Source organism: Halorubrum pallidum, assembly GCF_055380345.1.
Genome location: NZ_AP043945.1, coordinates 59,909 through 84,886 on the forward strand (window position 1 = coordinate 59,909; position 24,978 = coordinate 84,886).

The following is a 24,978-nucleotide window of genomic DNA, read 5'->3' on the forward strand; positions in this document are numbered from 1 at the left end:
TGACCCGAACGGCCGCGGGGATCGCGGGTTCTCCGCGCAGGCATCGATTCACCACTCCCCGAAGCCGGTCGCTACCGCCTCACAACTCGAGTTTCGTCGCCGATTCGACCTCGAACCGCGTCACGTCGGGCTCCCCGGCGAGGAGGTCGGGCAGCGCCGATTCGAACGCCTGGAAGTGATCGGTCTGCGTGTGCGACTCGAACGCGTCCGCGTCCTCGTACTGCTCGAAGAAGCGGAGCGTCGTTCCGTCCTCGACATCGGTGGCCGCACGGTACTCGATCATTCCGTCCTCGCCGTTCGACTCCTCGACGAGCGTCTCCGCGTGGTCGAGCGCCTCGTCGAGACTGTCCTCCGCGATCGGGAACACGGCGTTTGACACGATCATCGACGGAGAGGCGTACGAGAGCGACAGTGAAAAACGCCGCGCGCGGCCGCGTCGATCCGAGTGGCGTCCGAGATCGAGATCAGTCGTCCGCCCGCGCCTAGTCGTCCGCCCGCGCCTCCTCGACGACGCGCGTGAACTCGCGCGCGGTCTCGGTGATCTCGCCGTAGTCGCCGCGCGCGGCCGCGTCGTAGTCGACGAGCGCGCCGCCGGCCCCGACGGCGAACGCGCCGGCGTCGATGTAGTCGGCCGCGTTGTCGGGGCCGACGCCGCCGGTCGGCATCATGGGGATCTGCCCGAGGGGCCCCTTCATCGCCCCGACGTGGGCCGGGCCGACCGTCTTCGCCGGGAACACCTTCACGAAGTCCGCGCCGGCCTCGTATCCGCGGACCGCCTCCGTCGGGGTCATCACGCCCGGCGCGCTGACCGCCCCGTAGCGGTTGCACGTCTCGATGACGTCCTCGTGGAGGCTCGGCGAGACGACGAACTCCGCGCCGGCCAAAAGCGCCGTCCGCGCGGTCTCGCTGTCGAGCACGGTTCCGGTGCCGACGACGACCTCGTCGTCGAACGAGCCGGTGACCTCGCCGATGAGGTCGGCGACGTTCGGCGTGTCCGCGGTGACCTCGATGGCGCTGACGCCGCCGTCGTGAAGCGCCTCCGCGATTCCAATGAGCTGATCGGCTGGGACGCCGCGCAACACCGCAACTACGCCGCTGTCAACGATCCGTGAGAGCGTCTCGTTCATGTTCGTCCGTTTCCGAGTAAACACTTAAATCCGCGTGCCGCCGTCTCGGCTCGCCGACAGGCGGCGCTGTGTCGAGGTGAGCGGCGAGGTGGATAGCGCTCGTCGCGAGCGGGGAGTTCAGCGAGATGAAAAAGGTCGCGGGAGGTGAGAGCGGTCCGTCGGGAGGTGAGAGCGGTCCGTCGGGAGGTGAGAGCGGTCCGTCGGGTCGTGTTCCATGTGACCACGTATCGAAGTGATACGTGACCGCACACCGATCGTGCGATCCACCGGCACGCCAAAGCGACAGATCGGCGTCGATCCGGGCCGATCCACCCCGAAACGGCCGGAGCGAAACACTACCCTTTTGACCCTGCTGTCGGTACCAACCGGTATAATGGGCCGACGCAAGAAGATCGTTCAAGAGTGCGAGCGGCTGATGGACAATCCGGAGCACATCCGGAACATCGCCATCGCCGCCCACGTCGACCACGGGAAGACGACGCTTTCAGACAACCTGCTTGCGGGCGCCGGCATGATCTCGCAGGACACCGCCGGCGAGCAGCTCGCGATGGACACGAAGGAGGACGAGCAGGAGCGCGGAATCACCATCGACGCGGCGAACGTCTCGATGACCCACGAGTACGAGGACACCAACCACCTCATCAACCTCATCGACACGCCGGGTCACGTGGACTTCGGTGGCGACGTCACCCGCGCGATGCGCGCGGTCGACGGCGCCTTAGTGGTCGTCGACGCCGTCGAGGGCGCGATGCCGCAGACCGAGACCGTGCTCCGGCAGGCGCTCCGCGAGGGAGTGAAGCCGGCGCTTTTCATCAACAAGGTCGACCGCCTCATCAGTGAGCTTCAGGAGGGGCCCCAGGAGATGCAGGAGCGGCTCCTCTCCGTCATCGCCGACGTCAACGAACTCATCCGCGGGATGGCCGAGAACATGGACGACATCCCCGAGGACTGGACCGTCTCCGTCGAGGACGGCACGGTCGGGTTCGGCTCCGCGCTGTACAAGTGGGGCGTCTCGATGCCGTCGATGCAGCGGACCGGCATGGACTTCGGCGACATCATGGACCTCGAACAGAACGACAAGCGCGACGAGCTTCACGAGCGCACGCCGCTTTCGGACGTCGTGCTCGACATGGTCTGTGAGCACTTCCCGAATCCGGTCGACGCACAGCCCCGTCGTGTCCCGCGCATCTGGCGCGGCGACCCCGACTCCGAACTGGCCGAGGGGATGCAGCTCGTCGACGAGAACGGCGACGTCGTCTTCATGGTCACCGACATCTCGATGGACCCGCACGCGGGCGAGATCGCGACGGGCCGCGTCTTCTCCGGCACGCTGGAGAAGGGCCAAGAGCTGTACGTCTCCGGCACCGCGGGCAAGAACCGCATCCAGAGCGTCGGCCTCTTCATGGGGTCGGAACGCGAGGAAGTGGAGCACGTTCCCGCCGGCAACATCGCCTCCGTCACCGGCCTGCGCGACGCCATCGCCGGCTCCACGGTCTCTTCCGTCGAGATGACGCCGTTCGAGTCGATCGAGCACATCTCCGAGCCGGTCATCACGAAGTCCGTCGAGGCTCAGAACATGGACGACCTGCCGAAACTCATCGAGACGCTCCAGCAGGTCGCGAAAGAGGACCCGACGATCCAGATCGAGATCAACGAGGACACCGGCGAGCACCTCATCAGCGGGCAGGGTGAGCTTCACCTCGAAGTGATCACCCAGCGGATCCGCGACAACCAGGGCATTCCGGTCATCACCGGTGAGCCGATCGTCGTCTACCGCGAGCAGCCACAGGAGGCCTCCCGCGAGGTCGAGGGGCAGTCGCCGAACCGCCACAACAAGTTCTACATCACCGTCGAGCCGATGGCCCAGGAGATCGTCGATGCCATCCAGCTCGGCGAGGTCTCGATGGACATGCCCGAACTGGAGCGCCGCGAGGCGCTCCAGGAGGCCGGCATGGACAAGGACACCTCACAGAACGTCGAGGACATCCACCGGACGAACATCCTCATCGACGACACGAAGGGTATCCAGCACCTCAACGAGACGATGGAACTCGTCCTCGAAGGGCTTCAGGAGGCCCTCGACGACGGGCCGCTCGCCGCCGAACCCGTCCAGGGGTCGCTGTTCCGCCTGCACGACGCGAAGCTCCACGAGGACACCATCCACCGCGGTCCCGCGCAGGTCATCCCCGCGGTCCGCGACGCGGTCCACCGCGCGCTGATCGACGGCGAAGTTCGTCTGCTGGAGCCGATCCAGGACGTGCGGATCGACGTGCCCAGCGAACACATGGGCGCCGCCTCGGGCGAGATTCAGGGTCGTCGCGGCCGCGTCGACGACATGTACCAAGAGGGCGACCTCATGGTCGTCGAGGGCATCGCGCCCGTCGAGGAGATGATAGGATTCTCCTCCGACATCCGCTCGGCCACCGAGGGGCGCGCCTCGTGGAACACCGAGAACGCGGGCTTCCGCGTGCTCGTCGACAACCTCCAGCGCGAGAAGATCATGGAGATCCGCGAGCGCAAGGGCATGAAGCTGGAACTGCCGCAGTCGATCGACTACTTCTAACTCGGTCGCGCGGAACGCGGTTTTCGTTTTTCGCGTCGGCTTCGCGTGTCCCGTCCGATCGCGAGACGAGTGGCGGACGCGCCGGAGAGGCAACGCCTGCCAGCGCCGAAGGCTTATACCGGGTCGTCCGACTCCGTTGAGGTATGCAGACCGGTACGACTCCCGTTCGGCGCACTGCTCCCGCGACGGCCGTCGCGGAGGTGATCGCGTGAGCGATCGCCGTGACGGGGAGCCCGCAGAGAGCGTAGCACCCGAGGCCGACGGCGGACGTGCCGCCACGACCTCGTCGACGCATACGGTTCGGCTCGAACTCGTCGACGAGCCCGGACAGCTCCTCTCCGCGCTCCACCCGATTGCGGACAACGGCGGGAACCTCCTCTCGATCTACCACGAGCGAGGGAACAAGACCCCCCGCGGTCGGATCCCCGTCGAGGTCGATTTCGAGGCGAGCCACGAGCGCTTCAAGGAGATCGTCGACGCGCTTCGCGGCGAAGGCGTGAACGTGATGCAGGCGGGGACGGAGCGGTACGCCGAGGAGGTGACGCTGCTGTTGTTCGGCCACCTCATCGACACCGATCTCTCCGACACGCTCTCGCGGATCGAGGCCTGCGAGTCGGCCTCGGTCGCCGACGTATCGCTCGCGGCACCCCAGGGAACCGAGGAGTCGTCGAGCGCCCGGCTTCGGGTCGAGGCCCGCGCCGGCGAGACGGAGACGGCGCTCGCGGCGGTGCGAGAGCTGTCCGACGAGAAGGGGCTGCGACTGGTCGAGCCGCTCGCGGGGGTGGAGGCGTGAGACTCGCCGTCGTCGGTGCGGGCGCAGTCGGGCGCTCCGTCGTCGAGTTGGCGGGGGAGTACGGCCACGAGGTCGTCGCGGTCGCGGACTCGTCGAGCGCGGTTGTCGCGGACGGGACGGGCGGTCGGGACCCCGGCGTCGACGCCGACGCGGTGGTGGCCCGCAAGGCCGAGCGGGGCGTCGTCGGGGACGCCGACCCGTCGGACGCGCTCGCAGCTGAGTACGACGCGCTGGTGGAGGCGACGCCGACGACGCTCGGTGACGCCGAGCCCGGGTTCTCACACGTCACGACGGCGCTGGAGCGTGACCGCCACGCCGTGCTCGCGAACAAGGGACCGGTCGCGGAGCGGTTCGGCGACCTGCGCGCAGCCGAAGCCGCCAGCGCGGGCGAGGTCCGCTTCGAGGCGACCGTCGGCGGCGCGATCCCGGCGGTGTCGACCGTCGAGGACATCGAGCCCGGCCACGTCACGGCCGTTCGGGGGGTGCTCAACGGGACGGCGAATTTCATCCTCACGCGCATGGCCGCGGAGGGACTCGACTACGAACACGTGCTCGCCGAGGCGCAGGACTTGGGCGTCGCGGAGGCGGATCCCTCGTTTGACGTGGACGGCACCGACGCGGCGCTCAAGTGCGTCATCCTCGCCAATGTGCTTTCGTTCGGCGCGGTCGACGACCCCGACGACGCCCGCGAGTTCACCCTCGACGACGCCGCAGTCGAGGGGATCCGCGACGTGCCCGGCTCCGCGCTCCGGCTCGCCGCCGAGGACGGGCGGACGGTCCGACTCATCGGCGAGGCGACCGGCGAGACCGTCCGCGTCGCGCCGCGGCTCGTCCCCGAGAACGGCACGCTGGCGGTCTCTGGAACTCAGAACATCGTGCAGATCGAGACCAGTCACGCCGGTCGGCTCAACATCTCCGGCCGCGGTGCCGGCGGCCCCGAGACCGCGAGCGCGGTGCTCGGAGACGTCGGACGGCTGGAGTAGGGAGGTGACGAACGTCGGAGCAGAGGCACCGTGACCGGCTCGCGCGCAGAAATCGCGAGGGGTATCGGCCCGTCCGTGCGCCGCAGTACCGTGACCCGCGTTGTCGATAATCGACCGACGGCGTCGAGATCGTCTGTGGTCCGTATCGAAACCGTTTTAGTGGAATCTACCGAAACCTACTCACAGAGCGCCTTAGCGCGTGATTACCCCATGAGTGACAAACCGCACCAGAACTTGGCCATCATCGGCCACGTCGACCACGGCAAGAGTACGCTCGTGGGTCGCCTCCTCTTCGAGACGGGGAGCGTCCCCGAGCACGTAATCGAGCAGCACCGCGAGGAAGCCGAAGAGAAGGGCAAAGGCGGATTCGAGTTCGCCTACGTGATGGACAACCTCGCCGAGGAGCGCGAGCGTGGCGTCACGATCGACATCGCCCACCAGGAGTTCGACACGGACAACTACTACTTCACCATCGTCGACTGCCCGGGCCACCGTGACTTCGTGAAGAACATGATCACGGGTGCCTCGCAGGCCGACAACGCGGTGCTCGTCGTCGCGGCCGACGACGGCGTCGCGCCCCAGACCCGAGAGCACGTGTTCCTAGCCCGCACGCTGGGTATCAACGAGCTCATCATCGGTGTCAACAAGATGGACCTGGTCGACTACCAGGAGTCCACGTACAACGAGGTCATCGAGGAGGTCGAGAACCTGCTCAACCAGGTCCGCTTCGCGACCGACGACACGACCTTCGTGCCGATCTCCGCGTTCGAGGGCGACAACATCGCCGAGGAATCCGAGAACACGTCGTGGTACGACGGCCCCACGCTGCTGGAGTCGCTCAACGACCTGCCGGAGTCCGAGCCGCCGACGGACGCGCCGCTCCGACTCCCCATTCAGGACGTCTACACCATCTCCGGCATCGGGACCGTCCCCGTGGGACGCGTCGAGACCGGGATTCTCAACACCGGCGACAACGTCTCCTTCCAGCCGTCCGACGTGGGCGGCGAGGTGAAGACGGTCGAGATGCACCACGAGGAAGTGCCCAAGGCCGAGCCCGGCGACAACGTCGGGTTCAACGTCCGTGGCATCGGCAAGGACGACATCCGTCGCGGCGACGTGTGTGGTCCCGCCGACGACCCGCCGAGCGTCGCCGAGACGTTCAAGGCGCAGGTCGTCGTCATGCAGCACCCGTCGGTCATCACGGCCGGGTACACGCCCGTCTTCCACGCCCACACGGCGCAGGTCGCCTGTACGATCGAGTCCATCGATCAGAAGATCGACCCGTCCTCGGGCGAGGTCGCCGAGGAGAACCCGGACTTCATCAAGTCCGGCGACGCCGCCGTCGTCACCGTGCGCCCGCAGAAACCGCTCAGCATCGAGCCGTCCGGCGAGATCCCGGAACTCGGCAGCTTCGCCATCCGCGACATGGGTCAGACCATCGCGGCCGGCAAGGTGCTCGAAGTCAACGAGCGATAATCGATGCAGCAGGCACGCGTCCGCCTCGCCGGCACGAGCCCCGAGGACCTCGACGACATCTGCGACGACGTCCGCGAGATCGCGGACTCGACGGGGGTCGCCCTGTCGGGCCCGATCCCGCTGCCGACGAAGACGCTCGAGATCCCGTCGCGAAAGTCCCCGGACGGTGAGGGGACGGCGACGTGGGAGCACTGGGAGATGCGCGTCCACAAGCGTCTGATCGACATCGACGCCGACGAACGCGCGCTCCGTCAGCTCATGCGCGTCCAAGTGCCCAACGACGTCAGCATCGAGATCGTTCTCGAAGACTAAGCGCTAGGGCGTCCGTACGCTCTCTTCGTTTTCTTCACACCCGATAGCGACGCCGCCGATCACCGTCTCACGGACTAAAGCGGCTCACCGCGCGTCCAGAAGGCCGAGTCGACCGGCGAGGAGTCCGCAGAACGCGCCGGCGGCGTGTGCGATCAGCGCGACACCGGGCGCCGCGGTCGTCAGGGTGAGTGCGAGCGCGACGACGCCGAACAGCGCGAGCTGTGTGCGCGTCGAGAGCCGGACTCGATCGAACAGCGTCGCGCTCACGACGTTGCCCGCGAGGAGATAGCCACCGAGCGCGAAGATCGCACCGCTCAGCCCCATCACCGCCGGCGGGGGTCCGAGCAGACCGCCGAGCGTCACCTGCGCGATTCCGGCGAGCATGCCGGACCCGACCACGAACGCGTGGAATCGGAGCCGCGTCGTTCGACGCTCGACGAGCGGACCGACGAGCAGGAGGGCGAGCGCGTTGGCGAGCAGGTGGCCGGCGGAGCCGTGCGCGTACACGCTGGTGACGAGCGTCCACGGTGAGACCGACAGCGGCGTCGACAGCGCGAGCGCGCCGACGAGTCCGACGGCTCCGAGCGCGAGTTGGACGAGGCGAGCGAGGACCGCGGCCGCGAGAGTTTCGAGCGTCGCACGCATCGCGAGGCCGTTCGGGCCGAACTGGCTTAAACGCGGCCGCGGCGGTCAGATCACGTCGTCCGGATCGTGGGTCCGGGCCATTCGCTCGGCCTCGGTCGCGTACCGTTCGCGGTCGTCCGGGTCGTCGACGCGTCCGATGTTCGCGGGGTCGGGCTCGACGGCGGCGGTCGTGTCCCGAACGTCTGAAAAGGAGGTGAGCGCTCGCTCCTTGCGGAAGTACCGCGCGCCGTCTTCGGTGGCGTAGGTGAGGATCACCATGTTTTGCTCGTCGTCGGAGTAGGTCCGCTCGACGAGCCACAGTCGGCGACGACCGGCGGCTGACTCGGTCATGTGTAGAATTTCGTTTTCTGTGCACAAACAGCTTGCGGCGGAGACCTCGTTTCGCGAACGGAGAGAGGCCGAACCGCCACCGTTATATTGTTTAGGCCAACCTAAACAGTTGTATGACGAGCCGGCTCGGTTCCGTTCGATTTCGCGACCATCTCACTCGCGGGCGGCTCACGCTCGTCGGGACGGCCCTCGTGCTCGCCGTCGCCGGGTGGTTCATAGCTCGGTACCTCGACGTGGGAGCGATCGTCACCGCCGCGGCCGACGCGGATCCGACCCTTCTCGGCTTCGCGCTCGTCGCGTACGCGCTCTCGTGGCCCCTTCGGGGACGGCGGTACGGCGACGTGCTCGCGGCGATGGGCGCTCCGCTCCGGACCGGATTCCTCACCGCCGCCGTGTTCGCGAGCCAGACCGCGAACCTGATCGTCCCGGCGCGCGCCGGCGACGGGGTCCGCGCGTACCTCCTGAAGCGCAAACGCGACGTCTCGTACCCGACCGGCGTCGCCTCGCTGGCGGTCGAGCGTGCGTTCGACCTCGTGGCGATCGCGACGCTCGGTGCCCTCGCGCTCGCGGCGCTCGCCGCGGGCGATCGGTCGGTCGATACGCGCGGGGGGATGACACCGCTCGCCGCCGCCGCCGGACTCGCCGTCGCCGCAGTCGTACTCGCCGGAGCGACGGTTGCGTTCGCCCGGAGCGACCGACGCGTCGGTCCCGCACTTCGCGATCGGACCGCCGGGACGCGACTCGCCCAACCGGTAGACGCCGCGATACGATTCGGCGCGGCGGTCCGAGTCGTCGCCGTCCGACCGCGTCGACTCGGAGCGGTGTTCGGCTGGAGTCTCCTCGTCTGGGGGATCGACGTTGCGACCGCCGTTCTCGTGTTGGCCGCCCTCCTCGGTGGGTTCGACGGTGGCGTCGTCGCGTTGCCGGTCCTGCTCGCCGTCTGCACGCTCGCGGTCAGCGCGGGCAACCTCGCGAAGGTGTTACCGCTCTCACAGGGCGGGGTCGGCCTGTACGAGGCCGCGTTCACCGGACTGGTCGTCGGCACCACCGCGATCCCGGTCGAGACGGCGATCGCCGCGGCCGTCCTCGATCACGCGCTCAAAAACGCCGTCACGCTCGCCGGCGGCGCCGCCGCGGCCGTCTCGCTCAACGTCTCGCCGACCCTCTCTGTCGACGAGACGCCGCCGAACGGCGGCGCGACCGACGATCACGCCGAATCAGCAGACTTTTAGGTTGGCCTAAAAATTGAGGCGTATGGACGAACGCCGCTCAGGAAGCGACGAGTCTGACATCTGCGTCATCGTACCGACGATCCGCGAATACGAGTGCCTCCGCGCGTACGTCGCGAACGCCCGCGAGCACGGGTTCGACGTCTCGCGGCTCCACTTCGTCTTGGTCACCGAGGACTTCTGTGACGTCGCGGAGATGCGGGCGATGCTCGACGACTTGGACGTCTCCGGCGAGGTGTTCGACGGGACGCGCCGCGAGGAGTGGTACGCTGAGAACGACGTCGCGGAGTACGGTCACGTCGTGCCGGCCGCGAGCCACGCCGAGACGAGCTTCGGGCTCCTCTACATGTGGAACGACCCGTCGTTCGAGTACGGGGTCTTCATCGATGATGACACGCTCCCGCACGACGACGCGGACTACTTCGGCCGCCACATGGAGAACCTCGCGTTCGGCGGTTCAATAGAGCGCGTCAGTTCGGACGAACAGTGGGTGAACGTCCTCTATCAGAACGCCGACGAGCACGGCCTCTACCCGCGCGGGTACCCGTACTCGGCGATGGACGAGACGGTCGAGACCGACGCGGTCGAGGTCGACTCGGGCGGGGTCGTCGCGTCGCAGGGGCTGTGGACGAACGTGCCCGACCTCGACGCGGTCCGGATCCTGATGGACGGGGACTTGGAGGGACAGGCGCAGACGCGGACGACCGCGGAGGACTTCGGCGAGGACTTCGTGGCCGCCCGGGACAACTACCTCACCGTCTGTTCGATGAACCTCGCGTTCCGCCGCGAGGTTATCCCCGCGTTCTACCAGCTCCCGATGGACGACAACGAGTGGGATGTCGGGCGGTTCGACGACATCTGGTCGGGGCTGTTTCTCAAGCGCGCCGCCGACGAACTCGACAAGCGCATCTACAACGGCGGTCCGCTGTGCGAGCACAACAAGGCCCCGCGCTCGACGTTCGACGACCTCGCGAACGAGGTGGCGGGGCTGGAGCTGAACGAGCACGTCTGGGAGGTGCTCGACGACGTGGCGGACGACGCGGACACCTTCGAGGCGGCGTTCGCGGAGATGGCCGACGCGCTCGCGGAGGGAGACTTCTCCGAGTGGAACAACGGCGCGTTCCTCAACCACTGCGGCGAGTACATGCGCGACTGGCTCGACTGTCTCGACGCGCTCGGCCGAACGCGAGCGCTCGCGGACGACTGAACCGACACGACTAAGTTAATTTAGGGTTGCCTAAAACACATGACGAGACACGAATCCGATGGACGGGACGGGCGCAACGTTCGACGACGACGGTTCCTCGCGGCGACGGGAGCGGTCGGAACCGTCGGGATAGCCGGCTGTACGGGCGGCGGAGACGGCGGCGACGGCGAGGACAGCGGTGACGGCGGCGACGGTGGCGACGGCGGCGACGCGGAGTCGTCGATCGGCCAAGTCGGCTCGGGCCGCGAGGGGAGGGACGCACCCGGTGGGACGCCGATGGCGGAGATGCCCGCCTTGGAGGGCGAACTCACCGTCTACTCCGGCCGCGGTGAGTTCCTCGTCGGCGAACTCGTCAGCTACATCGACGACCTCTACGACGACCTCGACCTTACCGTTCGGTACGCCGGCTCGACCGACCACGTGAACGCGATCGTCAACGAGGGCGAGGGGTCGCCCGCGGACGTGTTCTACTCGGTCAACGCCGGCGCGCTCGGCGCGCTCGCCGACGCGGGGCGCACGCAGGCGCTTCCGGACGACGTCGCCGAACTGGTCCGCTCCGAGTTCCGCACCGACCAGTGGATCGGTACCTCCGGACGGGCCCGAACCGTCCCGTACAACACAGACGAGTTCGACGAGAGCGACCTGCCCGACGACATCATGGCGTACCCCGAAGAGTTCCCGGGAGACCTCGGCTGGGCGCCGTCGTACGGTTCCTGTCAGGCGTTCGTGACCGCGATGCGCCTCCTCGAAGGCGAGGAGGACACCCGCGAGTGGCTGGAAGCGATGGTCGAGGCGGGTGCCACGGCGTACCCGGACGAGTTCCGCACCTGTCAGGAGATCGCGGACGGGACGATCGACGCGGCGTTCACGAACCACTACTACATCCAGCGCGTCCTCGACGGGAACCCCGAGGCCCCGATCGCCACCGCGTTCACGCAGGGCGACGCGGGCGCGATGTTCAACGTGGCCGGCGCTGCGGTCGTCGACACCACGAGCGACGCCGACCTCGCCGCGAACTTCGTCCGACACCTGCTGTCGGCGGAGGCGCAGGACTACTTCGCGCGGTCTACCTTCGAGTACCCGCTCATCCCCGAGGTGGAGCCCATCGGCGACCTCCCGACGATCGACGAACTCGACGTTCCCGACATCGACCTGGCGGAGCTGTCGAACCTCGAACCGACTATCGACCTCATGCGCGAGGCCGGCATTCAGGTCTGATCGATCGCATCGCCAGTGTCCTCGTTTCCCGATATCCCCCGTCCGAGCCGCGTGACGACCCGCTTACGCGAGCGGCTCGCACGGCTCGACCGCGTTTCGTGGGCGGCCGTGATAGTCTCGCTCGCGGCCGGCGTCCTGACGTTCGCGGTCGCCGCTACCGTCTTCTCGCACCACTCCGCGAACCACGACGAGGGCGTCTACCTCACGCAGGCCGCGCTGCTTTTGGGCGGCCAGTTGGAGTTCCACGCCGGACCGCTCGCGGACGCGTTCCACCCCTGGTTTTTCATCGAGGACGGCGGCCGCCTGTACCCGAAGTACAACCCGGTTCCGGCGGCGCTGTTCGCGACCTCGATGGGGCTGTTCGGCGAACCGCGCGTGACGCTCGCGGCGGTCGCCGCCGGCAACGCCGCCTTGGTGTACCTACTCGGCTCGCTGACCTTCGGCCGCCGCGCCGGACTCGCCGCGGCCGTCCTCTTCGCCGCCTCGCCGATGGCGATCGCGACCTCCTCGGCGTTCCTCCCGTACGCGCCCACGACGCTTTGTAACCTGACCTTCGCGGTCGCGTACCTCCGAAGCGTCCGTGACGGGTCCACGGGTGCCGCTGCCGTCGCAGGGATCGCGATCGGGATCGCCTTCTTCTCGCGGCCGTACACGGCGGTGTTGTTCGCCGCGCCATTCATCTGTCACGCGCTGTGGCGAGTCGCGGGGGCGGCCAGACGCGTCGACGACCCGTCGTCGCTCTCGGCGTTCTCGTCGCTCCCGGATCCGATCCGCCGCCACGGGCTCACGGCGCTTTTCGGCACCTGCTTCGTCGCGATCACGCTCGCGTACAACGTCCGGATGACGGGGTCGCCTCTCACCTTCCCCTACCAGGCGTTCGCACCGATGGACGGCCCCGGCTTCGGCGAGCGCCGGATCCTCGATCACTCGGTCGAGTACACTCCGGCGCTGGCGCTGGAGTCGAACCGGTACGCGCTCGTCGAGATCGCGACCCGCTGGCTCGCCGCCGGGCCGCTCGGGACGGCGCTCGCCCTCCTCGGCGGCGCGGTCGCGGTCCGGGGCTGGCGTGCGAGTGGGGACCCGGGCGTCGGCGGCGCAGACGACGGATCAGTGCGTTCCGGCACCTCATCCGGCACGCTAGGATTACGACGGACGGCGACCCCGCTCCTCGGCGGGGTCACGGTCTCGGTCGTCGTCGGTAACCTGTTCTTCTGGGGGACGCACAACGCGCTCGCCGATCTCTCCGACCCGACCGACGGGCTCGCGTCGCTGTTCGGCCCGTTCTACCACTTCGATCTCCTGGTGCCGCTGTCGATTTTCGGCGGGCTGGGCGTCGCCGCCGGCGCTCGAACGCTTCCGCGAGCCAGTCGCTGGCTCGCCGCGCGGACGGGATCCCAGCAGGTCGCGCGCGTCGCGGTCGCGGTCGTCGTCGCGAGCGCGGTCGTCGTCGCAGGCGTGGCCGCCGTGGACGCGGCCTCGGAGCCGATCGACCGGAACGCCGCCGTCGACGCGAAACACGAGGCCGCGTACGCGTCCGTCGACGAGACGGAGTTCGAGGACGGACTGGTGTTCGTGCCCACGCCGTACGGCGAGTGGCAGAACCACCCGTTCCAGTACCTCCGGAACGGTCCGGGGCTCGACGGCGAGGTCGTGTACGCGCTCGACCGCGATCCGGTGGAGAACTTCGCGGTGCTCGACGCCTATCCGAATCGGACCCTGTACCGCTACGGCTACCACGGCGTCTGGACCGCGGACCCGGACGCGCACGTCACGCCGAAGTTGGAGTCGCTCGACCGGCGGTCCGGAGACCGGATCGACGCGGAAACGACGGTCGGCGTCCCGGACCGCGTCGCCCGCGCAACGGTGCGCGTCGACCCGCGGCGAGGTGCCGCTGACGGCCCCGACCGGACCACCTACACCGTGACCGACCCCGACGACTCGCTCGCGGTCGACTGGACGGTGACGCCGGAGGGGGTGCGGCTGCCCGGCGCGGGTACGGCGGCCGACGCGGGCGGGGGCTCGACCGAGCCCGTTCCCTTCGACCCCGAGGGCGACGTGGTCGCCGTGACGGTGACGCTCGTCGACCCGGCGGGCGCGACGTACACCTACCGGCAGGAAGTCACAGTCAGAGAGAGCGACGACGGCGTCGAGGCCGTCTGGCCGCCCGAGCGCTCGACCTGTCGGCTCGTCACGGAGTGCGGCAACGAGGGGACGTACCTCCCCGACGAACCCGACACCCACCCCGAGTGGGTCGTCTTCGAGACGGACGCCGAGACGAACGAGGAGTGAGACGAGCATTTATAAAATAATAGTGAATCTATCCAAATATTTAATATGTATGTTATATTGATACTTCTGCGGTCAGCACGGCGATCTACATACCGACGCATATCACCAATCCACACAATACGTTAGAAATGACATACAAAATATAGGAGCTTGAAATTAGTATCTTCTCACCATGGGAGAACTCTCGTTGGCCATCTATTCTAGCACCACCCAAGACATTTTGTATCACTCAATCAAATCGGATTCCATGGCTCTTCCAAGCTTTGAGTATGAAGATACTGGACCACTCAAGGAAGTAAAATGTGAGAGTGTACCCGATTTAATGGTACTAGCGGGACCTAACGGGGTGGGAAAGTCGACACTTCTTGACAATATCGCTAAGGAATCTCAAGATTATTTTGCTACATCTCGTTTGCGTCAGTCTGGTGAATTAGAAAAGGTGCTAGCCGAAACTGAAATTTCAGAGGCAGAGATCAAGAATATAAGAGAATCATTTGAAGATGAGAGCTCTTTGCCTGACGACACAAACGTTGCATTTGTGGGCCCACATAGAGGGATGAGTAAAGATATTCCTATTCGAGAAAGGGATCTGATTGGTATGCCGACTTATAGTACTAAGTTTCTACATTCGTTATCTAGGCTACCTCGAAACGCTACTCAATATTGGCTCAATAAAGGACAGGGAAACTTCCGTTCAAACATGTTTGGTACTGAAAAAGGGATGTTAGATGAACTACCTTACTATGAAGTAAGAAGACGACTGGCACAAATACATTCTAATATTGAAGAGCATATCACAGAGGAATTTTTCGAAGAAGGGGGAGAAGTTGAAGAACCTGATATTTTAAAATGGCTATCACCACTTCAAGAGGCTATTAGAGAGGTATTACCGGGAATAAAATTAAAAGAGGTAGAAAAAACAGATGAACATGAGTATGTCTTAAAATTTGAGAACCGAGATGGTTCTATTGTTAATTTTGACGATCTTAGCTCTGGAGAAAAAGATGCTGTTGCGTTATTATTCTTATTAGTTGAAGACGGGATTGAGGAACAATTCAGAGACACAGATATTGTCGATAAATCGGAGGATGATCTTGTTGTCCTATATGATAGCCCTGAAGCATATTTACATCCACAACTACAGTTAAACTTTTTAAACTATATTAAAGATTATCTCAATAGAAAATCAGATTCGAATAGGAAAATACAGATTGTTATCTGTACACACTCAAAAATGATTGTTGAGAATACTCCAGACGAATCTCTCTACTTTTTATTTTATCCAGATCAAGTTGAGAAGAACCAGCTACGTCCTGCTTCAGAAGTTCCAGATGAACTTCGGAAATTGATCAGTAAAGAAATGGGTCTAACAGCATTATCATCTGGTGAAGATATACTACTCGTAGAAGGAAGAGATGATAGAGAGGTTATTCAAAGAATAGACGATGAAATCGAAAAAGAGCTTAGTGTGATTGAGATGGGAGGAAAAGATCCAATAGTAAATCTCGAAGAGACATTCAGTAAAATGATACCAAAACTGGATGGTGTGAATTTGTACGCTATTGTAGACCGTGATAGGAATCTAAAATTGAATGAGAATATCTTGGATAATATACATGTTCTCCCGGTTACCTCTGTAGAGAATCTAATTTTAAAACCAGATGTGATATTTGAGACGGTGGAAGAAATTCTTGGAAGGGAGTTAGAAAATAGAGGATATAAATCACCACAAGATATTGAGGAACTGTTATTCAGTATTGTCTCAGACGAGGATTTTATTGAAAAAGAGGCACACACCAGATGGAACGAACAATTTGGTGAGTTACATATTAGTTATAGGAGTTATGAAAAATCGAGTGGATTTGAGAATATAGACTCATTTGCGAAAAATGAATTAGAAAATAAATTAGATAAGGTAACAGAATTCCTCCAGATCAGGAGAGAAGTTGAACAACTAGCGGAAAGTGGAAACATCGACCAGCTTCAAGGGAAAGAGATTCTCAAAGGAATATCAAATGAATTTAATATAAAAACGGAGCGACTGCTTCGTATGTGCGCAAGAAGGTTGGATGTGGAAGATTTGCCCGATGAAACTAGACGGTTTCTTCAAAAATCTAAATCGTAAATTAACCCTCACCGTGAGGGGCGCAGGCGACACAAGCACCGCAGCGAGCGTGCGCCCGCCTCGCGGTAGCGAAACGCATCTCTGGCAGTTGGCGGCGTCAGCGGCCAGTGACTCCAGCGAAGGAGGGAGATTCCTCTGGCAGCCGGCACTACGCGCCGACCACACCGAACATGTTTATAACTAGTCGGCGCCGTCACTCGCGAGTGTGAATCGCCTCGGGGTCAAGCCCCGGAGCATTCTCCTTGTGTTCTATAAAAACGCCGCCGACGGCGGTCCGCTGTGCCCACTGTCGTTCGGTGGACCGCCGTTCGGCGTTCGAGTCGCTGCTCGGTGGCTCAGAACCGGCGGAGCTGCTCTTCGAGACAGACGGTGACGATCGACTTCGCGATGGCGACGCCGCCGCCGATCGGGTCGAGCTTCGTCTCGCCGAGTCGCTCGGCGTAGGCGATCGGGCGCTCGCGCACGTCGTAGCCGCGCATCAGCGGGCGGATCAGGAGTTCGGCGGAGAGGCCGGTGTTCTCCGTCCAGCCGATCTCCTCGACGACCTCGCGGCGGTACGCGCGCATCCCGGTGGTGGTGTCGTGGACGCGCTCGCCCATGAGCAGGCTGGCGACGGCCGCGAACGTGTGGTTGCCGAGACGGTTGAACGCCGGCATCGCCTTCGCGCCGTGGTAGAGCCGGTCGCCGCTCACCACGTCCGCCCCGTCGTTGATCTCGGCGAGGAACTCAGGGAGCGCCTCCATCGGGTACGTGTCGTCGCAGTCGGTCGTGACGACCACGGGACGGTCCGGCGTCAAGATCGCCTCGCGCACCGCGACACCGTACCCCTGCGGTTCCTGTTCGACGACGCGCGCGCCGTGCTCCCGGGCGATCTCCGGCGTCCGGTCCGAGGAGCCGTCGACGCAGACGACCTCGGCGCGCCCGTCGGTGATCTCGGCGATGTCGTCGAGCACCGTCCCGATCGCCTCCTCCTCGTTGTACGTACCCATCACGACGCTCAGGTCGTCGAAGGTGTACTCGCCCGAGACGTCGTCCCCGTTCGCGGCGTCGCCGTCGATCGAATCGGCGCTCGGAGCGTCGCCCGCCGCCTGTTGCTCGTCGGTCGTCTCTTCCGCATCGTCCGTAGACTCCGTCTCGACGGCGGTCGCCGTCCCGTTCGTCGCGTGCGCTGAATCGCTCATTACCCGCATCTCACGTCGCATGCACTTGAATTTTTAGGTTTGCCTAAAACAAGTGGGTGCCGGTGTCACGCATCCGCGAGCGGCGCGGCCGGCTCACTCCCCGGCGAGCCGCGCGTCGACGTCGTCGGCGACGCGGAGCGCGAGCGCGGCGATGGTGAGCGTGGGGTTCATCGCGCCGCTCGTGGGGAAGACGGAGCTGGAGGCGATCCAGCAGTTCGCCAGGTCGTGCGTCCGACAGTCGGCGTCGACGACGCCGGCCGCGGAGTCGTCGCTCATTCGCGTCGTTCCCATGTGGTGGTAGGCGGGACCGGTCGCGTCCGGACCGGAGACCCACTCCACGTCCGCGCCGAGTTCCTCCAGAATCTCGACCTGGATCTCGTTCGCGCGCTCGATCGTGTCGAGCGCGCGGTCGTCCACGGTCCACTCGATCTGCGGGACGGAGCTTCCGTGGTCGTCGGTGCGGTCCTCCGCGAGGGTCACGCGGCTCTCCGCGTCCGGGAGCTGCTCGACGAGCCCGCCCATCGCGACGTGGGTACCGTACCCGTCTCGCAGCCGGTCCAAGAGCGGGTCGCCCCAATCGTCGCCCGACAGCGCCATCTCAACCGGTGAGGGGCCGGCGTAGTTGAAGAACTCCAGTTTGAACGGGGCCTGCGTCTCGTCGGCCTCGTCGTAGAACTGGTCGCAGGCGCTCGTGTAGAAGCCGACGTGGTTCTGGCGAGTCGGCTCGTCGAGCGTGCCGCCCGCGCCCGCGAACAGGTGGTCCATGAAGAACTCGCCGACGTGACCGCTCCCGTTCGCGAGCCCATCGGGGTAGCGGTCCGAGGCGGACAACAGGAGGAGCCGCGGCGTCTCCACGCCGCCCGCGGCGACGACGAACGCGTCCGCCGTCTGTCTGTGCTCCTCGCCCTCGGGCGTCGCGTAGACGGCGGCGGTCACGCGGTCGTCGTCGTCGTGGTCGAGCGACCGGACCGATGCGCGGTCGATCACGGTCGCTCCCCGCGCTTCCGCGCGCTCGATGTGGACGGTCGCGTCGTACTTCGCGCCGCTCGGACAGACGGGCTGACAGGTACCGTAACCAACGCAGGGCGACCGGTCGTCGTACGGCTCGGAGTTGCGCGCGTTCGGCACCGAGTGCATGTCGATCTCCAGTTCCTCGCAGGCCTCGGCGAACAGCGAGTCGCTGTAGGAGGGCTCGAACGCGGGCATCGGGTGCGGCTCCTCGCGAGGCGGCGCGTAGGGGTTGTCCGACGCGCCAGCGACGCCGAGTTCGCGCTCCGCCTCCGCGTAGTAGGGTCGCAGGTCCTCGTATGCTATCGGCCAGTCGGAGCCGACGCCGCGGGCCGTCTCGGAGTTGAAGTCGTCCTCGTGGAGCCGCATCACCATCCCCTGCCAGTGGAGCGTCGACCCGCCGATCCCTTTCACACGGGCGTGGTTCAGCGGGTAGAACCGATCGCCCGCATTCTCGTGGGCGTCGCGCTCGCCGCCGACGCCCCACACGTCCGGGCGGTCGTAGAACGGGCGGATCGCGCGCTCCTGTCTCGCCAGTCGGTCCGCGGGGTCGAATCGCGGACCCGCGTCGAGCACCACGACCTCGTGATCGGCCGCCAGCCGGTCGGCGACGAGCGCGCCCGCCGGTCCCGCGCCGACGACGCAGACGTCCGCGTCCGAGACGGGGGTGCGGTCGACCGCCTCCGAGTCCGACCGCTCGCCCCCGACGCTCTCAGCACCGCTCACTGCGGCCCCCTCGCGTAGCTTGCGGCACCGCCGGCGTACCCCTGGGGGTTCTCGATGCCGACCAACTCGCCGCCCGTCGGCGAGGTGTACAGAGCCACGAGCAGTTCGTTGAGGACGTAGTACCGGGCGCGCTCGGCCGTCGTTCCGTGCGGGTTCTCCTCGGCCGTGTCCACGCCGAGTTCGCGGAGCACCGCCTCGCGGTCCGCCGCCGGAAGGTCGGAGAGCGAGGCGCCGTACCACGACCGTGCCGCCGACTCGACGTCGGCGACCGCCGCCCTGATCCCCTCGTCGTGCGCCGAGCCGTCGAGGCGGCCGTCGACGAACGCGTCGACGAACGCGTCGACGCCCGAGACGGCTCCGGGATAGACGACGGCCGCGACCGCCCGCATCGCCTCGCGAACCGACTCGTCGTCGGGGAGTCCCTCGTCCGCCGTCGACTCGCCGCCCGCACCGTCGTCGCCCGGCGAACCGCATTCGTCCTCTCCGCCGGCTCCCGCCCGACGGACGCCGAGCGCGACGCCGCCGCCCGCGCCGATCGCGGCCAGCGCGGCCGCCGCGTCGCGTCGCGTCAGTTCCATGGAAGCTTTTAGGTTACCCTAAACTAATATATCCGTCGGAGCGCGCTCGCGACGGGAATCGGAACTGCTAACGGCGGGCGCGCTCTCGCTCGAACCGAGCGATTCGTTCCCGGACAATGAGCTTGAGACACCGGATCCGCGAGCGGTTGACGGACGGCGACGGCCGGGTACCCCTCGGGTTGACGCTGCTCTGCGCGGCGATCGCCGCGACGCTCGTCTTTCCGCTGGCATGGCTCGTCATCGAGGCGACGACCGTCGAGCGCGAGCGGGCGCTCGACCTCGTGTTCAGCGCCAACACCGCCGACGTGCTCGTCAACAGCCTGCTGTTGATGGGCGGCGTCACAGCCTTCTCCATCGCGCTCGGCGTTCCGCTCGCGTACCTCACCGTCCGGACGGACCTGCCGTTTCGGCGGTTCTGGTCGGTCGCAGCCGCCCTCCCACTCGTCGTGCCGAGCTACGTCGGAGCGTTCTCGTTCGTCTCCGCGTTCGGACGGCGCGGCGAGTTTCACGACGTGCTCGCCCCCCTCGGCGTCGAGCGCGTCCCCGAGATACACGGGCTCTCCGGCTCGGTTCTCGTCATCACGCTGTACACGTACCCGTACGTCTACCTGACGACCCGCGCCGCCCTGCTGTCGTTCGACACGACCCTCTTGGAGGCGGCTCGGACGCTGAACCACGGCCGGATCGCGGCGTTCCGGCGGGTGACCCTGCCGACGATCCGACCCGCGGTCGCGGCCGGTTCTCTGCTGGCGGCGCTGTACGCCGTCTCCGACTTTGGGACCCCGTCGATCATGCGGCTCCCGGTGTTCACCCAGCAGATATACGCCGAGTACAGGTCCTTCGGAAGCGACTACGCCGCGCTGCTCTCCCTGCAGCTGCTCGTCGTCGTGCTCGTCGTGCTCGCGCTGGAGTGGGCGATCCGCTCCGAGCGGTCGGGCGGAGGCGACGACGCGGGACAGACGACCGACCGGGTGTCGCTCGGTCGGCTGCGCTGGCCGGCGACGCTGCTTCCGGCCGGCGTGTCCGGATTCGCGCTGCTCGTTCCGCTGTGGATTCTCGGGCTGTGGCTGGTCCGCTCGGAGGCCGGCCGCCGGCCGTCGATGGCGTTCGATCCGATACAGGTGCTGAACTCGGTGTCGGTCTCCGCGGCCGCCGCTGTCGTCGCCGCGCTCGCGGCGATCCCCATCGCGTACTTCGCCGCGAACCACGACTCGCCGCTCGCGACGATCTTCGAACGGGCGACGTACGTCGGGTTCGCCGTCCCCGGCATCGTGCTGGCGCTCGCGCTCGTCTACTTCGGGTCGGGGTACCTGCCGGGGATCTACCAGACTCTCCCGCTTCTGGTGTTCGCGTACGTCGTCCGCTTCCTGCCGCAGGCGGTCGGGTCGAGTCGGACCGCGATCCTGCAGGTCGACCAGCGGCTCGTCGAGGCCGGACGCACCCTCGGCGAATCTCCGAGCGGGGCGTTCAAGCGCGTGACTCTCCCACTCACGCGCTCGGGGATCGTCGCTGGGGCCGCGCTCGTCTTCCTCACGACGATGAAGGAACTCCCCGTCACCCTCGTGCTCCGGCCGTCCGGGTTCGAGACGATCGTGACCCAGATCTGGCGGGCACAGGAGACCGCGCTGTACCAGTACGCCGTCGTCCCCACGCTCATCCTGCTCGTCATCTCCGGGCTGTCGATGCTCGTCATCCTCGCGCAGGAAGGGAGTAAAGAAGGGCTGTGAGCGCGTTTCGGGAACGGCTTATCAGCGAGCGTCCGGTCTCCGACCTCGTTCCGATTCCACACGTACTTATCGGATACCGCCGCACGAACGCGTATGGATCTGTCCGATGCACACGTGCTCGTCACGGGCGGTGCGGGGCTCGTCGGAAGTCACCTCGCCGCCAGCCTGCTCGACCGCGGCGCGACCGTCCGCGTCGCAGACGACCTCTCGAAGGGGACGCGCGACCGGGTCCCCGACGGCGCGGCCTTCGTCGAGGCGGACATGACCGACCCGGACGCGGTCACAGAGGCGGTCACCGCCGACCTCGACGTCGTCTTCCACTTCGCCGCGTACACTGACACGAACTATGACGACGACCGCGAGCTGTTCGAGGAGAACACCGAGATGACGTACAACGTCTTGGACCGGATGCGCGAGGTCGGGGTCGATCGATTCGCGTTCACCTCCTCGTCGACCGTCTACGGCGAGGCCCCGCGCCCGACGCCGGAAGACTACGCGCCGCTCGCGCCCATCTCCATCTACGGGTCCTCGAAGCTCGCCGACGAGGCGCTCATCTCCACGCACGCGCACTCGTACGGGATCCAGTCGTGGGTGTTCCGTTTCGCGAACATCGTCGGTCCCCGCCAGCGCGGCAACGTGGTGCCCGACTTCATCGAGAAGCTAAATGACGACCCCACGCAACTGGAAATTCTCGGCGACGGCCGTCAGGAGAAGTCCTACATGCACGTCACGGAGTGCGTCGACGCGATGGCGCACGTCGTCGAGCACGCGAATGCCGACCTGAACGTCTACAACCTCGGCACGCGGACGACCACGTCGGTGACGCGGATCGCCGACATCGTCAGCGACGAACTCGGCGTCGACCCCGAGTACGTCTACACCGGCGGCGACCGGGGCTGGACCGGCGACGTGCCGAAGATGCGCCTCTCGATCGAGAAGCTGGCGGCCCTCGGCTGGGAACCGTCGATCGAGAGCGACGCCGCGGTCCGCCGGAGCGCGCGCGAGCTGATCGACGAGATCGTCGGGTGAGAAGGCACACACGGTCCCTCGTCGATCGTCCCGACCGCTACCCCGCCCGACTCCTCACTCGAAGCGAACGCCGAGGTCGTGGAGCCCGTCGTTGTTCGACGCGACGTTGATGAGAAGCGGCGTGAGGCCCTCGATCTCGGGAGCGTTGGCGATCCCGCCGGCGTCGAGCGCGCGCAGTCCCTCGATCCCCTCGGCGACGGCGGTCACCGTCGCCTTCGCGTCGTCGTCGTCGCCGATCACGAGCGTGTCGATCCCGAGGTCGGCGTCGAGGTTCGCGAGCCGCGCGGCCGCGAGGTTGTGGAACGCGCCGACGACGGCGACGCCGTCGGGCGCGGCGTCGGCGACGATCTCCGTCACCGAGCCGGCTCCGGGCCTGTGGTAGTGGAACCCCTCGTCGTCGCGTTTCATTCCGGTCGCCGGGGAGACGAGCACGTCGCCGGGGTCGAGGGCGTCCGCGATCGCCTCGACGGTGTCGCCGACGTGGTACGGCGGCACCGCGAGGACGACCACGCGCGCGTCGGCGGCGGCGGCCGCGTTCTCCGCTCCCGCGACCGCGGCGTCGATGCCGCGACTGTCGAGTTCGGTGGTGTATTCCTCGGCTTTCGTCTCGGCCTTCTCCGCCTCGCGCGAGCCGATCGTGACCTCGTGAGCCGTGTCGGCCGCGAGCCGGAGCGCGAGCCCCTGACCGATGTCGCCGGTGCCGCCGAGTATCGCGATGTGCATACCGCTCGTGGGGTCGCTCCGGCCTTAGGGGTTCCGTGACCGGCCGTCCTCGCCACGGACGGAGACGGCGGTGAGATCGAGAGACGGGGTCCGCCTGCGGCGCGGACGACCGGGAACTCACCCGAGATCGTCGAGTCCCGCGGCCGAGAGGTCGACGTGCTCGGCGACGAGGTCCGCGGCGCGGTCGTACGGACTCTCCGAGTCGTCGAAATCGCCGTCGGAGCCGGAGGGGCGCGACCGCCCCGCCGCGTCGAAGACCGCCTCGACGAACGCGTCTCGGACGTTCGCGTTCTCGAAGATCCCGTGGAGGTACGTCCCGAGCGCGCTGTCGGTCGCCGCGCTCTCGGGGCCGAGCGGCTGGGCGACCGCCCCGGTCGGCGACGACCGGCCCATGTGGATCTCGTAGCCGGTCGCGGAGCCGGTCGCTCCCGAGATCGGGCCCGCCTCCGCCGCGTCGACGTCGCGCGTCACCCGCTCGACGCGCTTGTCGGTCGAAAAGCGCGTCGCTACCGGGAGGACGCCGACGCCCTCGACCTCCGTCACCTCCCCCGTCCCCTCGATCGCCGCGTTCGTCAGTCGCTCACCGAGGATCTGGTAACCGCCGCAGAGCCCGACGATCGGTCCGGAGAACTCTCCGATGGCCCCGTCCATGCCGGCGTTCCGAAGCGCGAGCAGGTCGTCGACGGTGTTCTTCGAGCCCGGAAGGACGACCGCGTCGGCGTCGGCGAGAGGCGACGGGACATCGGCGTCGGCGAGAGGCGACGAGGCATCGGCGTCGATCGGAACGTACGCGATCCGGACGCCCGGCTCGCGCGCCAGGGGCTCCAGATCGGTGAAGTTCGAGATTCGGGGGAGCCGCGGAACGGCGACCCGGACCGCTTCGGTCTCCGGGACGCCGTCGTCGTCGCCCCAGACGGCATCGGCGGTGCCGTCGCTTCCCCCGGTGTCTCCCGCACCCGGCAGCGAGAGGCTGTCTTCTGCCGGGAGACCGGGGTCGTCGTGGGGGACGACTCCGACGATCGGGACCCCCGTGCGCGACTCGATTTCGTCGATTCCGGGCGCGAGCAGGGCGGGGTCGCCGCGGAACTTGGTTATCACCGCGCCAGCGACGCGATCGCGGACGTCGTCGGGGAGCAGTTCGAGGGTTCCGTAGAGGCTCGCGAACGCGCCGCCACGCTCGATGTCGACGGCGATCAGGACGTCGGCGTCGGCGAACAGGGCGCACTCGACGTTCGCCAGGTCGCGATCGTGGAGGTTGATCTCGGCGATGCTTCCAGCGCCCTCCGCGACGATCACGTCGTGGTCGGCCGCCAGCCGACGGTGCGCGTCGATCGCCGCCGACCGCGCGCGCTCCCAGTGGTCGTCGTAGTACGCGCCGGCCGCGACGGTCGCGACCGCGTCGCCGTCGATCACGACTTGGCTCTCACCGTCGCCGCGAGGCTTGAGCAGGACGGGGTTCGCGTCGGTGGTCGCTGGTATTTCCGCGGCCCGCGACTGCACGTACTGGGAGACGCCAATCTCGCCCCACTCGCCGTCGGGCGAGAGCGCGACGCGGGCGTTGTTGCTCATGTTCTGCGCCTTGAACGGCGCGACCGAAACCCCCCGGCGCGCGAGGAGCCGACAGAGACCGGCCGCGAGCGTGCTCTTTCCGGCGTGGCTCGCCGTGCCGGCGACGAGGACGGTCCGAGCGTCGGGATCGGACATCAGCG

General features: G+C 66.2%; 21 protein-coding genes. 12 read left to right on the forward strand and 9 right to left on the reverse strand.

What is annotated here, in order from left to right:
• Positions 1 to 79: 79 nt before the first annotated feature.
• Together ACZ45C_RS01925 and ACZ45C_RS01930 are read right to left on the reverse strand one after the other, a co-directional pair.
• Positions 80 to 385 (reverse strand): putative quinol monooxygenase, encoded by a 306-nt coding sequence (locus ACZ45C_RS01925; RefSeq protein ID WP_460561648.1) that lies wholly within the window; start codon positions 383 to 385, stop codon positions 80 to 82.
• Positions 386 to 482: 97 nt separating this feature from the next.
• The gene (locus ACZ45C_RS01930; RefSeq protein ID WP_460561650.1) at positions 483 to 1,127 is read right to left on the reverse strand and encodes a bifunctional 4-hydroxy-2-oxoglutarate aldolase/2-dehydro-3-deoxy-phosphogluconate aldolase; all 645 of its coding nucleotides are present in this window, start codon (positions 1,125 to 1,127) and stop codon (positions 483 to 485) included.
• A 373-nt stretch (positions 1,128 to 1,500) separates the two neighbouring features.
• Here ACZ45C_RS01930 and ACZ45C_RS01935 point away from each other — a divergent pair, with 373 nt between their 5' ends.
• The 5 genes from ACZ45C_RS01935 to rpsJ all read left to right on the forward strand — a co-directional run bounded on the left by ACZ45C_RS01935 (position 1,501) and on the right by rpsJ (position 7,254).
• Positions 1,501 to 3,690, forward strand: coding sequence for an elongation factor EF-2 (locus ACZ45C_RS01935; RefSeq protein WP_460561652.1), 2,190 nt, complete (start codon positions 1,501 to 1,503; stop codon positions 3,688 to 3,690).
• A gap of 208 nt (positions 3,691 to 3,898) precedes the next feature.
• The gene (locus tag ACZ45C_RS01940) at positions 3,899 to 4,483 is read left to right on the forward strand and encodes an amino acid-binding protein (protein ID WP_460561654.1); all 585 of its coding nucleotides are present in this window, start codon (positions 3,899 to 3,901) and stop codon (positions 4,481 to 4,483) included.
• Positions 4,480 to 5,466: a homoserine dehydrogenase gene (locus ACZ45C_RS01945; protein WP_460561656.1), complete on the forward strand. Its 987-nt coding sequence runs from the start codon at positions 4,480 to 4,482 to the stop codon at positions 5,464 to 5,466. Before ACZ45C_RS01940 ends, ACZ45C_RS01945 begins: the two co-directional genes overlap by 4 nt.
• A 210-nt stretch (positions 5,467 to 5,676) precedes the next feature.
• The gene (gene tuf / locus ACZ45C_RS01950) at positions 5,677 to 6,942 is read left to right on the forward strand and encodes a translation elongation factor EF-1 subunit alpha (RefSeq protein ID WP_460561658.1); all 1,266 of its coding nucleotides are present in this window, start codon (positions 5,677 to 5,679) and stop codon (positions 6,940 to 6,942) included.
• A 3-nt stretch (positions 6,943 to 6,945) separates the two neighbouring features.
• Positions 6,946 to 7,254 carry a 30S ribosomal protein S10 gene (gene rpsJ / locus ACZ45C_RS01955; RefSeq protein ID WP_004048854.1) on the forward strand — a complete coding sequence of 103 codons (309 nt, stop codon included), beginning with the start codon at positions 6,946 to 6,948 and terminating at the stop codon, positions 7,252 to 7,254.
• Positions 7,255 to 7,338: 84 nt separating this feature from the next.
• On the opposite strand, the gene ACZ45C_RS01960 is transcribed toward rpsJ, so the two are convergent.
• Both ACZ45C_RS01960 and ACZ45C_RS01965 read right to left on the reverse strand, forming a co-directional pair.
• Positions 7,339 to 7,899, reverse strand: coding sequence for a rhomboid family intramembrane serine protease (locus tag ACZ45C_RS01960; protein WP_460561660.1), 561 nt, complete (start codon positions 7,897 to 7,899; stop codon positions 7,339 to 7,341).
• 45 nt (positions 7,900 to 7,944) lie between these two features.
• Entirely contained in the window at positions 7,945 to 8,229 is a 285-nt protein-coding gene (locus ACZ45C_RS01965) for a hypothetical protein (RefSeq protein WP_460561662.1), read from the reverse strand.
• Between the two features lie 113 nt (positions 8,230 to 8,342).
• Between ACZ45C_RS01965 and ACZ45C_RS01970 the strand changes: the two genes are divergently transcribed.
• The 5 genes from ACZ45C_RS01970 to ACZ45C_RS01990 all read left to right on the forward strand — a co-directional run bounded on the left by ACZ45C_RS01970 (position 8,343) and on the right by ACZ45C_RS01990 (position 16,297).
• Positions 8,343 to 9,461: a lysylphosphatidylglycerol synthase transmembrane domain-containing protein gene (locus ACZ45C_RS01970; RefSeq protein ID WP_460561664.1), complete on the forward strand. Its 1,119-nt coding sequence runs from the start codon at positions 8,343 to 8,345 to the stop codon at positions 9,459 to 9,461.
• 22 nt (positions 9,462 to 9,483) lie between these two features.
• Positions 9,484 to 10,665, forward strand: coding sequence for an alpha-1 4-glucan-protein synthase (locus ACZ45C_RS01975; RefSeq protein ID WP_460561666.1), 1,182 nt, complete (start codon positions 9,484 to 9,486; stop codon positions 10,663 to 10,665).
• A gap of 39 nt (positions 10,666 to 10,704) precedes the next feature.
• Entirely contained in the window at positions 10,705 to 11,883 is a 1,179-nt protein-coding gene (locus ACZ45C_RS01980) for an extracellular solute-binding protein (protein WP_460561668.1), read from the forward strand.
• Between the two features lie 51 nt (positions 11,884 to 11,934).
• On the forward strand, positions 11,935 to 14,172 hold the full coding sequence (locus ACZ45C_RS01985; RefSeq protein ID WP_460561670.1) for a DUF7846 domain-containing protein: 2,238 nt from the start codon (positions 11,935 to 11,937) through the stop codon (positions 14,170 to 14,172).
• Positions 14,173 to 14,419: 247 nt separating this feature from the next.
• Complete coding sequence (locus ACZ45C_RS01990; protein WP_460561672.1) at positions 14,420 to 16,297, forward strand: AAA family ATPase; 1,878 nt, start codon at positions 14,420 to 14,422, stop codon at positions 16,295 to 16,297.
• 335 nt (positions 16,298 to 16,632) lie between these two features.
• Here the strand turns inward: ACZ45C_RS01990 and ACZ45C_RS01995 are convergent, their stop codons facing one another.
• The 3 genes from ACZ45C_RS01995 to ACZ45C_RS02005 all read right to left on the reverse strand — a co-directional run bounded on the left by ACZ45C_RS01995 (position 16,633) and on the right by ACZ45C_RS02005 (position 19,790).
• Complete coding sequence (locus ACZ45C_RS01995; protein WP_460561812.1) at positions 16,633 to 17,286, reverse strand: dolichyl-phosphate hexose transferase; 654 nt, start codon at positions 17,284 to 17,286, stop codon at positions 16,633 to 16,635.
• A 285-nt stretch (positions 17,287 to 17,571) separates the two neighbouring features.
• On the reverse strand, positions 17,572 to 19,212 hold the full coding sequence (locus ACZ45C_RS02000) for a GMC family oxidoreductase (protein ID WP_460561674.1): 1,641 nt from the start codon (positions 19,210 to 19,212) through the stop codon (positions 17,572 to 17,574).
• Positions 19,209 to 19,790 (reverse strand): gluconate 2-dehydrogenase subunit 3 family protein, encoded by a 582-nt coding sequence (locus ACZ45C_RS02005; protein WP_460561675.1) that lies wholly within the window; start codon positions 19,788 to 19,790, stop codon positions 19,209 to 19,211. Before ACZ45C_RS02005 ends, ACZ45C_RS02000 begins: the two co-directional genes overlap by 4 nt.
• Positions 19,791 to 19,906: 116 nt before the next feature.
• On the opposite strand from ACZ45C_RS02005, the gene ACZ45C_RS02010 reads away from it, so the two are divergent.
• Positions 19,907 to 21,517 (forward strand): ABC transporter permease, encoded by a 1,611-nt coding sequence (locus ACZ45C_RS02010; protein WP_460561677.1) that lies wholly within the window; start codon positions 19,907 to 19,909, stop codon positions 21,515 to 21,517.
• A gap of 93 nt (positions 21,518 to 21,610) precedes the next feature.
• Complete coding sequence (locus tag ACZ45C_RS02015) at positions 21,611 to 22,546, forward strand: NAD-dependent epimerase/dehydratase family protein (protein ID WP_460561679.1); 936 nt, start codon at positions 21,611 to 21,613, stop codon at positions 22,544 to 22,546.
• 54 nt (positions 22,547 to 22,600) lie between these two features.
• Here the strand turns inward: ACZ45C_RS02015 and npdG are convergent, their stop codons facing one another.
• Both npdG and ACZ45C_RS02025 read right to left on the reverse strand, forming a co-directional pair.
• Entirely contained in the window at positions 22,601 to 23,269 is a 669-nt protein-coding gene (gene npdG, locus ACZ45C_RS02020) for an NADPH-dependent F420 reductase (protein ID WP_460561681.1), read from the reverse strand.
• Positions 23,270 to 23,386: 117 nt separating this feature from the next.
• The gene (locus tag ACZ45C_RS02025) at positions 23,387 to 24,973 is read right to left on the reverse strand and encodes a cobyric acid synthase (RefSeq protein WP_460561683.1); all 1,587 of its coding nucleotides are present in this window, start codon (positions 24,971 to 24,973) and stop codon (positions 23,387 to 23,389) included.
• Positions 24,974 to 24,978 lie beyond the last annotated feature (5 nt).

Excerpts from the sequence above, each read along its gene's own strand:
- ACZ45C_RS01990 (WP_460561672.1), top strand. The coding sequence starts at position 14,420 with ATGGCTCTTCCAAGCTTTGAGTATGAAGATACTGGACCACTCAAGGAA.
- npdG (WP_460561681.1), bottom strand. The coding sequence starts at position 23,269 with ATGCACATCGCGATACTCGGCGGCACCGGCGACATCGGTCAGGGGCTC.
- ACZ45C_RS01980 (WP_460561668.1), top strand. The coding sequence starts at position 10,705 with ATGACGAGACACGAATCCGATGGACGGGACGGGCGCAACGTTCGACGA.
- ACZ45C_RS01960 (WP_460561660.1), bottom strand. The coding sequence starts at position 7,899 with ATGCGTGCGACGCTCGAAACTCTCGCGGCCGCGGTCCTCGCTCGCCTC.
- ACZ45C_RS01995 (WP_460561812.1), bottom strand. The coding sequence starts at position 17,286 with ATGGGTACGTACAACGAGGAGGAGGCGATCGGGACGGTGCTCGACGAC.
- ACZ45C_RS01935 (WP_460561652.1), top strand. The coding sequence starts at position 1,501 with ATGGGCCGACGCAAGAAGATCGTTCAAGAGTGCGAGCGGCTGATGGAC.
- ACZ45C_RS02005 (WP_460561675.1), bottom strand. The coding sequence starts at position 19,790 with ATGGAACTGACGCGACGCGACGCGGCGGCCGCGCTGGCCGCGATCGGC.
- ACZ45C_RS01975 (WP_460561666.1), top strand. The coding sequence starts at position 9,484 with ATGGACGAACGCCGCTCAGGAAGCGACGAGTCTGACATCTGCGTCATC.
- ACZ45C_RS01965 (WP_460561662.1), bottom strand. The coding sequence starts at position 8,229 with ATGACCGAGTCAGCCGCCGGTCGTCGCCGACTGTGGCTCGTCGAGCGG.
- ACZ45C_RS02015 (WP_460561679.1), top strand. The coding sequence starts at position 21,611 with ATGGATCTGTCCGATGCACACGTGCTCGTCACGGGCGGTGCGGGGCTC.
- ACZ45C_RS01925 (WP_460561648.1), bottom strand. The coding sequence starts at position 385 with ATGATCGTGTCAAACGCCGTGTTCCCGATCGCGGAGGACAGTCTCGAC.
- ACZ45C_RS01930 (WP_460561650.1), bottom strand. The coding sequence starts at position 1,127 with ATGAACGAGACGCTCTCACGGATCGTTGACAGCGGCGTAGTTGCGGTG.
- tuf (WP_460561658.1), top strand. The coding sequence starts at position 5,677 with ATGAGTGACAAACCGCACCAGAACTTGGCCATCATCGGCCACGTCGAC.
- rpsJ (WP_004048854.1), top strand. The coding sequence starts at position 6,946 with ATGCAGCAGGCACGCGTCCGCCTCGCCGGCACGAGCCCCGAGGACCTC.
- ACZ45C_RS02010 (WP_460561677.1), top strand. The coding sequence starts at position 19,907 with ATGAGCTTGAGACACCGGATCCGCGAGCGGTTGACGGACGGCGACGGC.
- ACZ45C_RS01970 (WP_460561664.1), top strand. The coding sequence starts at position 8,343 with ATGACGAGCCGGCTCGGTTCCGTTCGATTTCGCGACCATCTCACTCGC.
- ACZ45C_RS02025 (WP_460561683.1), bottom strand. The coding sequence starts at position 24,973 with ATGTCCGATCCCGACGCTCGGACCGTCCTCGTCGCCGGCACGGCGAGC.